This window comes from Pseudomonas sp. BN606 (genome assembly GCF_029873115.1).
Classification (GTDB): domain Bacteria; phylum Pseudomonadota; class Gammaproteobacteria; order Pseudomonadales; family Pseudomonadaceae; genus Metapseudomonas.
On the sequence record NZ_SSOF01000077.1, the window covers coordinates 107,045 to 119,929 of the forward strand.

Consider the following 12,885-nt stretch of genomic DNA (forward strand, 5'->3'; position numbering starts at 1 on the left):
TGTGTCGGGCCGCCGCTGATCAGCCGCGGCCTGGTTGAGGTTCGATGTAGTAGGTCAGCTGCCGGCGTGGGCTGAGGTACTCCAGCACATCCAGCGGTAGTTGTGACGGGCGCAGGCTGCGGGCGATGGCCAGGCGAGGTTCCTGCTCCAGGTCCAGGATCAGCGCCTCCTGCTTCGGGATATCCGGATCGTGGACGACCAGCGTCGGTTTCAGCGGCTGAGACGGATTCACGCCCAATACCAATGCCAGGCGGTCGTCATCCAATTGCACCAGGCTGCCCGGTGGATAGACGCCCATGGCGCGAATGAAAGCCTTCAGCGCTACTTCGTCGAAATGCGCACGCTGCTGCTTGAACATCAGCGCCAAGGCCTCATGGGGGCTCAGGGCGCTGCGCGGGTCGAGCGGGTTGCACAGGTTGTCGAACTGGTTGGCGATGGCCACCAGCTTGCTCAGCCGGCCAATGCCCGCTTCCTTCAGGCCGCGTGGATAGCCGCTGCCGTCGCAACGCTCATGGTGCTCGTGGATGATGCGCAGTACCTCGTCGTCCAGCATCAGCCGTTGCCCCATGCGCAGGCCGAAGTCGGTGTGCAGTTGCAGGAACTGTTGCTCTGCCTTGGTCAAAGGCTCGCTTTTCAGCAGTACCTTGCTCGGAACCTCCATCTTGCCAATGTCATGCAGAAGCCCGCCGAGGCCCAGGCTGTGGCAGGCCTCGGCATCCAGGCCGAGCTGACGGCCCAGCAACAGGGCAAGTACCGTGACGTTGAGCGCGTGGAAGTAGCTGTCTTCGGCAGCTTTGCCGGTGATGCTGTGGAGCACCGCGCCGGGGCCGCCGAGCAGGGTGTCGACCAGGTCGACGACGATTGCCCCGGCCTGCTTCACGGCCTCTTCCGGCCGGCTGCGCAACGTCTGGTTGAGCGTCTTGACCTGCTGGCTGGCCTGGATGAATCGACGGTCCACCTCGGCCACCCGCTGGCGTAACTGGCGGAGCTTTTCACTGCGAACCTGACGCGCCTGGGCTTCCGGGTCGTCAGCGACTGTCGCCGGGGGCGGTGATTCCTGCTCGGCGTGTGGCGGCAAGGGCTCGCAGTCGCTACGCGTCGGGTCGTAGCGCAGCCGGTTCAGGCCGAGGGCCTGCAGGGCCCGAACCTGTGCGTCGTCCTTGATCTTGAAGTTGCTGAACGCGAAGTCGTGCTCCCACCAGCCCAGCTCCAACTGGATGTACAGGCCGATGCAGAGTTGTTCGGGTTGGATGTAGTGATGTCGGGACGGCATACCGAGTAACTGGTGGCGACTGGCCACTCGAGTCTAATCCTTCGGTAACCGCCCCGTCTGCCCTTCTTCAGGCTGGCATGCACACGCCGGTGCCACCCAGGCCGCAATAGCCGCCGGGATTCTTCGCCAGGTATTGCTGGTGATAGGCCTCGGCGTAATAGAAGGTGGGCGCCTCGCGGACTTCGGTAGTGATGGTGCCAAATCCGGAATGCTCCAGTTCCGCCTGGAAGCGCTCCTGGCTCGCACTGGCAGCGGTCAGTTGGTCTTCGTCATAGCAAAAGATGGCGGAGCGGTACTGGGTGCCGACGTCGTTGCCCTGGCGCATGCCCTGGGTCGGGTTGTGCGATTCCCAGAAGACTTTCAGCAGTTCGTCGAAACTGGTTTTTTGCGGATCGAATACCACCAGTACCACTTCCGTGTGCCCGGTCAGGCCGGAACAGACTTCGTCGTAGGTGGGGTTCGGGGTGAGGCCGCCTGCATACCCAACGGCCGTCGACCAGACCCCCGGCTGTTGCCAGAAGCGCCTTTCAGCGCCCCAGAAGCAACCCAGGGCGAACTGCACCATTTGCAAGCCGGCGGGGAAGGGGCCTTGCAGCGGGCGGCCATTGACGTAGTGACTGTCGGGCACCGGCATTGGCGTCTCGCGGCCTGGCAGGGCCTGAGCGGCGCTGGGCAGCTCGAGTTTGTGGGCGAGTATTTGCGAACGCAGGACCATCAGCCGTCTCCTCGGGATTCAATGAATCCCGATGTTACTCCGATTGCACAGTCGTTTTTCAACGGCTGTTCAAGTGCCCTTGCGGCAGGGGTAACGACCGAGGTTTTCGAACAGGTGCTTGCCGGAAATCGGCTTGTCGAACAGATAACCCTGACCCACATCGCAATGCTGGCGGCGGAGGAAACCCAGCTGGGCGGCGGTCTCGATGCCTTCGGCGACCACTTTGAGCTTGAGCTTGTGGGCCATGGCGATGACGGCGGAGGTGATCTCCTTGTCGTCCTGGTTCTCAGGGATGTCCTTGATGAAGCTGCGATCGATCTTGATCACGTCGATGGGGAATTTCTTCAGGTAGCTCAGTGAGGAGTAGCCGGTACCGAAGTCATCCATGGCCAGGGTCAGGCCCAGGCTCTTCAGGTCATTGAGTTGATGCCGAGTATCGTCGGTGGCTTCCAGCAGTAGGCCTTCGGTGAGTTCTAGCTCCAGGTGCTTCGGCGGCAACTGTTCTTCGTGGAGGATGGCGGCGATGGAGCCTACCAGGTCGGGGTCGCTGAATTGCTTGGGCGACAGGTTGATCGCCACCTGCAGATCGCCCAGTCCTGCGGCGGCGAGGCGCTTGCACATGCGGCAGGCTTCGCGGATCACCCATTTGCCGATGGGGATGATCATGCCGGTTTCTTCCGCCACGCTGATGAACTGGTCCGGGCTGATCATGCCCTTCTCCGGGTGATGCCAGCGCAGCAATGCCTCCATGCCTAGCAGCTGACCGCTTTTGAGGCATAGCTTGGGTTGGTAGAAGACTTCCAGCTCGTTCTGTGCCAGGGCGCGGCGCAGGTTGTTCTCGACGAACAGCTTGTAACTGGCTTCTGCATTCAGCGCTTCGGTGAACAGCTGCAGTTGGTGCTTGCCGTTGGCCTTGGCCTTGTGCAGGGCGAGGCCTGCGTGCTTCATCAGAGTCTGCGGGTCGCGCCCGTGAAGTGGTGCGCAGGCAAGGCCAAGGGATCCGGTGACGCTGATCAGCTGGTTGTCGACGAACAGTGGTTTGTCGAGGGTCTGCAACACCTGGGCGGCAATCTTCTGGCCGTTTTCCAGGTCGGCCCCGTCGAGCAGCACGGCGAACTCGTTACTGGCGAAACGCGCGAGGATGCCACTCGGGCTCAGGCTGTTGCGCAGGCGCCGCGCCAGGCTCACCAGTAGCTTGTCACCGGTCTGGTGGCCGAGGCTGTCGTTGATCCGCTTGAAGTTGTCGATATCCACCAGGAGCAGGCAGAGGGGCGTATCGCGGTCACTGTTGAAGCGCTCTTCGACGGTACGGATGAAATAGGGGCGGTTGCCGAGGCCGGTGAGGTTGTCCGTGTAGGCCAGCTTTTCGATGCGCTGCTGGGCTAGCTTGCTCTGGGTGACGTCCTCGTAGATCCCGATGTAGTGAGTGAGCTCACCGTCTTCACCGAACACCTTGGAAATGGACAGCTGGCCCCAGTAAGGCTCGAGGTTCTTGCGCCGGCTGCGGAACTCGCCCTGCCAGCTGTTGCAGGCGGCCAGGCCCGAACTGGTGTCGAACAGCAGCTCGCTGAGGTTTTCCAGGGCTGGCAGGTCCGAAAGGCGACGGCCGTGTACTTCATCGGCGCTGTACTGGGTGATGGCGGTGAAGCTCGGGTTGACGTACTCCACCAGGCCGTCGCGATCCACCAGCAGGAAGGCGCTGGCGCTCTGTTCCACGGCGCGTTGGAAGAGGTGCAGGGCGCTGGTGGCGTGGCGTCGCTGCTGGTTCACGAGCACTTGCGCGAATTGGTCGGCCAGCTCACCGGCGAAGGCAATCTCATCGGTCTGCCAGACCCTTGGAGCACCGATGTGTTCCAGGCAGAGCACGCCGACAACCTCGCCCCCGATACGGATGCTGGCGTCAAGCATTGCGGTAATGCCCTGCGGCTTGAGGTAGCTCCTGGCCAGCTCGCTGGTGCGCGGGTCGCTCTGGGCATTGTGGGCATCGATGGCACGGCCACTGTGCAGCGCTTCGAGGTAGCGCGGGAATTGGCTCATTTCCATCGCGCTCGGGTGCTCGTGGTGATCCTGGTCGCGACGGAACAGGCTGACCGCGCTCAATTGGATGCCGTCGAACAGCCAGATGCCGACACGGGCCACATCGTAGGCCTCGCAGGCAGCCTGGGTAATCAGCTGTGCAGCTTCCTGAGCCGGGTTGCTGGAACTGTAGCGATGGCGCGCCAGGCGTACGATCAGGCTCTGCTGGGCGCGGGAGCGGATCAGGTGTTGCAGGTGGTCGTCCTGGGAACGCTGATAGAGCTCCAGAGAAGTGCGTAGTCGGCTGTTCTGGGCTTCCAGATCAAGGTTCTTCAGCCGCTCTTTTTGTTCGGGTGCTTCGCCTGCCACCAGCAGGTAGCCACGCAGCAGTTGACGTCCGTGCTGCTGGAACGACTCGCCAACTTCCTGCAGGCGCAAGGGGCCGTTGGGCGAATGCAGGGTGTACTGGATGGAGTAATGGGGGTGCTCGGCCAGTTGCAGTTGCACCTCGTCATGCAGCCGATAGCGACTTTCCGGCTCCATCAGGCTGGCATAGGGTGCGTCGATCAGGGCACAGAGTTCGCTGGCCGGAAGGCCGAAGGCGCGCTCGCAAGTCGGGTCGAGGAAAAGCATCGCCCAGCTGGCCTCGTTGAGCCGCTCGAAACGCATCAGGCCCAGTCGCGAGGGGACGGGCAACTGCGTCACTATCTCGGCCACCGTACGGCTGGCGGCATCGGGATGGCTCTTCATCGGGCGCTGGGCTTCCACTTCTCTGACCGGTAGAGGGGCCGGCCTACTTCTTCAAAGCATCGGGCAAGGGTGCATCATGATGATGGCACTGGCAAGCATGCCGCACGGTGCAGTTCGCGAGTGGAAAACGGCGGATGGAAATTGTGCGCGGTCGCACAGTCGGCTTGCGCACAGGGGGCTTCGAGTGGTCAAAAAAAACCCCGCCTCAGGGGGGCGGGGTTGAGGTACGAGCGTGGCGTGCTCGCGAATTACAACGAGTTACAGCAGCATGGTGCGAATATCTCCCAGCACGTCACCGAGACGCTTGGTAAAGCGCGCGGCGGCGGCACCGTTGATCACGCGGTGATCGTAGGAAAGCGACAGCGGCAGCATCAGGCGCGGCTGGAAGGCCTTGCCATCCCAGACCGGCTGCATCGCGGCCTTGGACACACCGAGGATCGCCACCTCCGGCGCGTTGACGATCGGCGTGAAGCCGGTGCCGCCAATGTGGCCGAGGCTGGAGATGGTGAAGCAGGCACCCTGCATGGCATCGGCGGACAGCTTCTTGGTGCGGGCTTTCTCCGCCAGTTCGGCGGCCTCGGCGGCCAGTTGCAGCAGGCTCTTCTGGTCGACGTCGCGGATCACCGGTACCAGCAGGCCGTCCGGGGTGTCCACGGCAAAGCCGATGTGCACGTACTTCTTGCGGATCAGCGCCTTGCCACTGGGAGCCAGGGAGCTGTTGAAGTCCGGCAGTTCCTTGAGCAGGTAGGCGCAGGCCTTGAGCAGCAGCGGCAGGACGGTCAGCTTGACGCCGGCCTTCTCTGCTACTGCTTTCTGGGCCACGCGGAAGGCTTCCAGCTCGGTGATGTCGGCCGAGTCAAACTGCGTCACGTGCGGCACGTTGAGCCAGCTGCGATGCAGGTTAGCGGCACCGACTTGCATCAGGCGAGTCATGGCCACTTCTTCGATTTCGCCGAACTTGCTGAAGTCCACCGCCGGGATCGGCGGGATGCCAGCGCCACCGGCTGCACCGGCGGAGGCCGCGGCCGGAGCTTCCTTGGCCTTCTGCATCATGGCTTTGACGTACGCCTGTACGTCTTCCTTGAGCACGCGGCCATGGGGGCCGGTGGCCGGTACTGCATTCAGTTCGACGCCGAACTCGCGGGCGAGCTGGCGAACCGCCGGACCTGCGTGGACCTTGGCACCGCTGGAGCGCGCCGGTACGCCGGTGGTGTTCGCCGCAGCGGCAGCCAGGGCCGCGATGGCAGCGACTTCGGCGGCAGCCACCGGGTGGGCACCCTCAGGTACGCGGTGCGCAGGTTGTTGGGCAGCAGGTGCGGCGGCCGGAGCCGGAGCAGCAGCGCCCGCAACCTTGAGCTTGAGAATCAGGTCGCCGGTGCCGACTTCAGCGTCCAGCTGGACCTCGACGCTCTCCACCACGCCTGCGGCGGGAGAGGGGATCTCCATGCTGGCCTTGTCGGATTCCAGGGTGATCAGCGACTGCTCGGCTTCGATGGTGTCGCCGGCCTTCACCAGAACTTCGATGACCTTGGCCTTGCCGGCCGAGCCGATATCCGGAACCTTGACGTCCTGCACCGAGGCGGTGGCTGCCGGCGCAGGGGCTGCGGCCGGAGCGGCGGCAGGTGCCGGTGCGGCAGCGGGTGCAGCAGCCTGGGCAGGCGCCGCAGCAGCCGGAGCTGCACCTGCAACGCGCAGTTTGAGGATCAGGTCGCCGGTGCCGACGTCGGCATCCAACTTGACTTCGACACTCTCCACTACACCGGCTACAGGAGAGGGAATCTCCATGCTGGCCTTGTCGGATTCCAGGGTGATCAGCGACTGCTCGGCTTCGACGGTGTCGCCGGCCTTCACCAGAACTTCAATGACCTTGGCGGTACCGCCCGAGCCGATGTCTGGAACCTTGATGTCCTGCACGCTGGAGCTGGCTGCCGCAGGTGCGGCAGCCGGGGCAGGGGCGGCGGCTTTCGCTTCGGCAGCGGGTGCAGTAGTCGGAGCCGGTGCGGGCGCCGCAGCAGCGGCACCCTCGACTTCCAGCTCCAGAAGCTCATCGCCTTCTTTCAGGCGATCGCCCAGCTTGACCTTCAGGCTCTTGATCACGCCGGCCTTGGGGGCCGGGATTTCCATGCTGGCCTTGTCGGACTCCAGGGTCAGCAGGCTCTGATCGGCTTCGATGCGGTCGCCAACCTTGACGAACAGCTCGATCACTTCACCTTCGCCGCTGCCGATGTCGGGTACGCGAATCAATTCACTCACAATGCGTCTCCTCAGCAGTCCAGCGGGTTACGTTTTTCAGGATCGATGCCGAACTTGGCGATGGCCTCGGCCACAACCTTGGGTTCGATCTCGCCGCGGTCTGCCAGGGCCTCCAGGGCTGCCAGGACCACCCAGTAACGGTCCACTTCGAAGAAGTGGCGCAGTTTCTTGCGGGTGTCGCTGCGGCCGAAACCGTCGGTACCGAGAACCTTGTACTCCTTGCTCGGGACCCACTGGCGGATCTGGTCGGCAAACAGCTTCATGTAGTCGGTAGAGGCCACGACCGGGCCTTTGCGGCCGCTCAGGCACTGCTCGACATAGGTCTGCTTCGGCTTCTGTTCCGGGTGCAGGCGGTTCTGGCGCTCGACTGCCAGGCCATCGCGGCGCAGCTCGTTGAAGCTGGTGACGCTCCAGACATCGGCGCCGACGTTGAACTGCTCGCGGAGGATCTTCGCCGCCTCCTGGACTTCGCGCAGGATGGTGCCCGAACCCAGCAGTTGCACGTGATGCGCGGCTTCCTTCTTGTCCTCTTCGAGGAGGTACATGCCCTTGATGATGCCTTCCTCGGCACCTGCCGGCAGCGCCGGCTGGGTGTAGGCCTCGTTCATCACGGTGATGTAGTAGAAGATGTTCTGCTGTTCTTCGGCCATCTGGCGGATGCCCTCACGCACGATCACCGCCAGCTCGTAGCCGAAGGTGGGGTCGTATGTGCGGCAGTTCGGGATGGTGGCCGCCATGAGGTGGCTGTGGCCGTCCTCGTGCTGCAGGCCTTCACCGTTCAGGGTGGTACGGCCGGCGGTGCCGCCGATCAGGAAACCACGGGCGCGGCTGTCGCCGGCTGCCCAGGCCAGGTCACCGATACGCTGGAAGCCGAACATCGAATAGAAGATGTAGAACGGCAGCATCGGCTGGTTGTGGTTGCTGTAGGAGGTACCGGCGGCAATGAAGGAGGACATGGCGCCTGCTTCGTTGATGCCTTCCTCGAGGATCTGGCCCTTCTTGTCCTCGCGGTAGAACATCACCTGGTCCTTGTCGACGGGCTCGTAGAGCTGGCCGACCGAGGAGTAGATACCCAGCTGGCGGAACATGCCTTCCATGCCGAAGGTACGGGCTTCGTCCGGGATGATCGGGACGATGCGCTGGCCCAGTTCCTTGTCCTTGACCAGCTGCGCCAGGATGCGCACGAAGGCCATGGTGGTGGAGATTTCACGATCACCCGAGCCGTCGAGGATGGCCTTGAGGGTTTCCAGTGGCGGAGTCGGGATGCTGAAGCTGTTGACACGACGCTGCGGCACATAGCCACCCAGGGCGGCGCGGCGCTCATGCAGGTACTTGTATTCTGCACTGCCTTCCTGCGGACGGAAGAAGGGTAGCTTTTCCAGGTCGGCGTCGTTGACCGGAATGTCGAAGCGGTCGCGGAACTGCTTCAGGCTCTCGACATCGACCTTCTTGGTGTTGTGAGCGGTGTTCTTCGCTTCGCCCGCACCGGTGCCGTAACCCTTGATGGTCTTGGCCAGGATGACAGTGGGCTGGCCCTTGTGGTTGACCGCCTGGTGGTAGGCCGCATAGACCTTGTAGGGGTCGTGGCCGCCACGGTTGAGCTTCCAGATCTCGTCATCGGAAAGGTCCTGCACCATTTCCTTGAGTTCCGGGGTGTTGAAGAAGTTTTCGCGGACGTAAGCACCGTCCTTGGCCTTGTAGTTCTGGTATTCGCCGTCGACCACTTCGTCCATGCGACGTTGCAGGGTGCCGTTGGTGTCCTTGGCGAACAGCGGGTCCCAGAAGCGACCCCAGACCACCTTGTTGACGTTCCACTGGGCTCCGCGGAAGACGCCTTCCAGTTCCTGGATGATCTTGCCGTTGCCGCGAACCGGGCCATCGAGGCGCTGCAGGTTGCAGTTGATGACGAAGATCAGGTTGTCCAGCTTCTCGCGGCCGGCCATGGAGATGGCGCCGAGGGATTCCGGCTCGTCGCACTCGCCGTCGCCCATGAAGCACCAGACTTTCTGCTTGCCGGCGGGGATGAAGCCGCGGCTTTCCAGGTACTTCATGAAGCGTGCCTGGTAGATCGCCTGGATCGGACCGAGGCCCATGGATACGGTGGGGAATTGCCAGAAGTCCGGCATCAGCCAGGGGTGCGGATAGGAGGACAGGCCCTTGCCGTCCACTTCCTGACGGAAGTTGACCATCTGGTCTTCGCTGATACGCCCTTCCATGAAGGCGCGGGCATAGATGCCGGGGGAGGCGTGGCCCTGATAGAAGATCAGGTCGCCGCCATGCTCTTCGGTGGGAGCCTGGAAGAAGTAGTTGAAGCCGATGTCGTAGAGAGTTGCCGAGGAAGCGAAGCTGGAAATGTGACCGCCCAGGTCCGGGTCGTTCAGGTTGGTGCGCATCACCATTGCCAGGGCATTCCAGCGCACCATGGAGCGAATGCGGCGTTCCATGAACAGGTCGCCGGGCATGCGTGCTTCGTGGGTTACCGGGATGCTGTTGCGGTACGGCGTAGTGATGGCGTAGGGCAGTTGGGTGCCGCTGCGGGTCGCCAGCTCACCCATGCGGGTCAGCAGGTAGTGCGCGCGGTCTTCGCCTTCTTTGTCGAGTACGGACTCCAGGGAATCCAGCCATTCCTGGGTTTCGACGGGATCGAGGTCTTGCATGGCTTGCTCCAGGGCGGAAAGGCTTCCAGAATCGGATGCCAGTGGTCACGGCCGGCCTTGTGGGGCGGTCGCGGCGAAATTCTTGTTACCGGGGGTAGAACCGGGCTCGTGTAGTTTTACTACAAATCGACGAAGGTTTCAGCCCTCTGGATACAATCTTTCGTAGTAAAACTACAGACTGCGAGGCGCAGTCGTCTGAAGGCCCCGAGTTAGAGCTGTTCCGCCACCGCTGCGCCAGCCACGGGTCCAGCCTCGGCCCGCAGCCCAGAAAGGATAGACCATGAGCCTGCCGCCGCTGGCCGACCTGTCGGCCAACCTCCAGCCCAGCGCCGATCGGGCGTTGTCTGCCGTCCGTGTTGCCCTCGCCGAGCGAACGCCGGACTTCGATAGTTGGCCCGACGAGCGGCAGCAGGCATTCGCCCGCGTCGCTGCGGCCAGTGACTTCGTCTCCGATCAGGCACAGCGTGATCCGGCAATGCTGCTGGCTCTGGCGGCTACCGGTGAGCTGGAACGGCCGCTGGCACCTGGCGAGCTGCGCGACCAGGTCGCGGAGCTGCTGGAGGACTGCACGGAAGAGGATGATCTCGGCCGACGCCTGCGCCGCTATCGCAATCGCCAGCAACTGCGCATTATCTGGCGCGATCTGACCCGGCAGGCCGATCTGGCGGAAACCTGCCGTGACCTCTCCGACCTCGCTGACGCGTGCATCGATCTGGCCTACCACTGGCTCTACAGCCGACATTGCGCTCAGTTCGGAACGCCGATCGGCCGGCGCTCTGGCCAGCCGCAGCATCTTGTAGTGCTGGGTATGGGCAAGTTGGGTGCCTTCGAGCTGAACCTGTCTTCCGATATCGACCTGATCTTCGGCTACCCGGAAGGTGGCGAGACTGAGGGTGCCAAGCGCGCCCTGGATAATCAGGAGTTCTTCACCCGCCTCGGCCAGCGACTGATCAAGGCGCTGGATGCGATAACCGTGGACGGTTTCGTTTTCCGTGTGGACATGCGTCTGCGTCCTTATGGTTCCTCCGGTCCGCTGGTGTTCAGCTTCAATGCGCTCGAGCAGTACTACCAGGACCAGGGGCGTGACTGGGAACGCTACGCCATGATCAAGGCGCGGACCGTGGGCGGTGACCAGGCTGCTGGTGCCCAACTCCTGCAAATGCTGCGCCCCTTCGTCTATCGCCGTTACCTGGACTTTTCCGCCATCGAGGCGCTGCGCTCGATGAAGCAACTCATCCAGCAGGAAGTGCGCCGCAAGGGCATGACCGAGAACGTCAAGCTAGGCTCCGGCGGCATTCGCGAGGTGGAGTTCATCGCCCAGGCGTTTCAGCTTATCCACGGTGGTCGCGACCTCAGCCTGCAACAGCGGCCGCTGTTGACGGTCCTGAATACGCTGGAAGGCCAGGGTTATCTTCCGTCGCCAGTGGTGGCGGAGCTGAAGGAGGGCTACGAATTCCTCCGTTATACCGAGCATGCCCTGCAGGCTATTGCCGACCGCCAGACCCAGATGCTGCCGGACAACGACCTCGATCGCGCGCGCGTGGCCTTCATCATGGGATTCGATGGTTGGGCAGCCTTTCACGAGCGCCTGATGCACTGGCGCGGGCGTGTCGAATGGCACTTCCAGCAGGTGATCGCCGACCCGGATGAAGAAGAGGGCGGCGACGGCGAAAGCTGCATCGGTGGGGAATGGCTGCCGCTCTGGGAAGAGGCGCTGGATGAAGAGAGCGCTTGCCGACAGTTGGGTGAGGCTGGCTTTGCCGAGCCTGGCGCCGCCTGGCGTCGACTCACGGACCTGCGCAACGGCCCTCAGGTGCGAGCGATGCAGCGTCTTGGTCGTGAGCGGCTGGATGCCTTCATTCCGCGCCTGCTGAACCTGACCGTTGAGCATGAAAAGCCCGACCTGGTGCTGGAGCGGGTACTGCCCCTGGTGGAGAAGGTGGCAAGGCGTTCCGCCTATCTGGTTCTACTGACCGAGAACCCAGGTGCACTTCAGAGGCTGATCGAGCTCTGCGCTGCCAGCCCCTGGATCGCCGAGCAGATCACTCGCTTCCCGTTACTGCTGGATGAGCTGCTCAATGAAGGGCGTCTCTATCGTCCGCCGCTGGCTCCCGAGCTGGCTGCCGAGCTGCGCGAGCGCCTGACGCGCATTCCCGAAGACGACCTGGAACAGCAGATGGAAGCCTTGCGGCATTTCAAGCTGGCCCACAGCCTTCGCGTGGCCGCTTCGGAAATCGCCGGCACGCTGCCGCTCATGAAGGTCAGCGATTACCTGACCTGGCTTGCCGAGGCCATCCTTGACCAGGTTCTGGCGCTGTCGTGGCGCCATACCGTAGCCAAGCACGGTACGCCCAAGCGCGCTGATGGCAGCCTCTGCGACCCGGATTTCATCATCGTCGGTTACGGCAAGGTGGGTGGCCTGGAGTTCGGCCACGGCTCGGACCTGGACCTGGTATTCATCCATGACGGCGACCCGCAGGCCGAAACCGATGGCGCCAAGCCCATCGACGGGGCGCAGTTCTTTACCCGCCTGGGCCAGCGAATCATTCACTTGCTGACGACCCAGACCACTTCCGGCGCCCTGTATGAGGTGGACATGCGCCTGCGCCCGTCGGGTGCGGCGGGCCTGCTTGTCAGTTCCCTCGGTGCGTTCCAGCGCTACCAGGAGAATGAGGCCTGGACCTGGGAACACCAGGCGCTGGTGCGCGCGCGGGTGCTTGTGGGCTCCCCGCGCGTCGCCACTGCGTTCGAACAGGTTCGCCTGGCGGTGCTCGGTCGTGAGCGCGACCTGGCCACGCTGCGTGTCGAGGTCAGCGAGATGCGGACCAAGATGCGTGACAACCTCGGTACTCGCGAAACCGGCGCCGGCACGGGGCAGAATGCCTTCGAGGCCGCGGCGGCCTTCGATCTGAAGCAGGATGCCGGCGGTATCGTCGATATCGAATTTATGGTGCAATATGCGGCCCTGGCCTGGTCACGACAGCATCCCGAGCTGGTTCGTTACACCGATAACATCCGCATCCTGGATGGCCTGGAACAGGCAAAACTGCTGGCAGGCGACGAGGTTCGTCTACTGCAGGAGGCCTACAAAGCCTACCGTTCAGCGGCTCACCGCCAGGCCCTGCAAAAGCAGCCGGGGGTGGTGCGCGGGGACCAGTTCCACGCGGAGCGCCAAGGCGTGACGCGGATCTGGCGCGAGTTGGGGTTGAACTGACTCGAAT

6 protein-coding genes are annotated in these 12,885 nt (G+C 63.3%); 1 reads left to right on the forward strand and 5 read right to left on the reverse strand.

Features of this window, described 5'->3' with window-relative positions:
- Positions 1–19 precede the first annotated feature (19 nt).
- The 5 genes from E8E75_RS19495 to aceE form a co-directional block, all read right to left on the reverse strand.
- On the reverse strand, positions 20–1,300 hold the full coding sequence (locus E8E75_RS19495; protein ID WP_256660899.1) for an HD-GYP domain-containing protein: 1,281 nt from the start codon (positions 1,298–1,300) through the stop codon (positions 20–22).
- Between the two features lie 40 nt (positions 1,301–1,340).
- On the reverse strand, positions 1,341–1,988 hold the full coding sequence (msrA, locus tag E8E75_RS19500) for a peptide-methionine (S)-S-oxide reductase MsrA (protein WP_153918143.1): 648 nt from the start codon (positions 1,986–1,988) through the stop codon (positions 1,341–1,343).
- Between the two features lie 69 nt (positions 1,989–2,057).
- Positions 2,058–4,754: an EAL domain-containing protein gene (locus E8E75_RS19505; RefSeq protein ID WP_153918141.1), complete on the reverse strand. Its 2,697-nt coding sequence runs from the start codon at positions 4,752–4,754 to the stop codon at positions 2,058–2,060.
- 258 nt (positions 4,755–5,012) lie between these two features.
- A complete protein-coding gene (gene aceF / locus E8E75_RS19510; protein ID WP_280359646.1) occupies positions 5,013–7,007 on the reverse strand; it encodes a dihydrolipoyllysine-residue acetyltransferase in 1,995 nt (664 codons plus the stop codon).
- Between the two features lie 11 nt (positions 7,008–7,018).
- Positions 7,019–9,664 (reverse strand): pyruvate dehydrogenase (acetyl-transferring), homodimeric type, encoded by a 2,646-nt coding sequence (gene aceE, locus E8E75_RS19515; protein WP_120654189.1) that lies wholly within the window; start codon positions 9,662–9,664, stop codon positions 7,019–7,021.
- A 280-nt stretch (positions 9,665–9,944) separates the two neighbouring features.
- On the opposite strand from aceE, the gene glnE reads away from it, so the two are divergent.
- Positions 9,945–12,878 (forward strand): bifunctional [glutamate--ammonia ligase]-adenylyl-L-tyrosine phosphorylase/[glutamate--ammonia-ligase] adenylyltransferase, encoded by a 2,934-nt coding sequence (gene glnE, locus E8E75_RS19520; RefSeq protein ID WP_120654190.1) that lies wholly within the window; start codon positions 9,945–9,947, stop codon positions 12,876–12,878.
- Positions 12,879–12,885: the final 7 nt, after the last annotated feature.

What these genes read in the sequence shown, in the direction of transcription:
- msrA (WP_153918143.1), bottom strand. Translation starts at nt 1,988, where the DNA reads ATGGTCCTGCGTTCGCAAATACTCGCCCACAAACTCGAGCTGCCCAGC.
- E8E75_RS19505 (WP_153918141.1), bottom strand. Translation starts at nt 4,754, where the DNA reads ATGAAGAGCCATCCCGATGCCGCCAGCCGTACGGTGGCCGAGATAGTG.
- aceE (WP_120654189.1), bottom strand. Translation starts at nt 9,664, where the DNA reads ATGCAAGACCTCGATCCCGTCGAAACCCAGGAATGGCTGGATTCCCTG.
- glnE (WP_120654190.1), top strand. Translation starts at nt 9,945, where the DNA reads ATGAGCCTGCCGCCGCTGGCCGACCTGTCGGCCAACCTCCAGCCCAGC.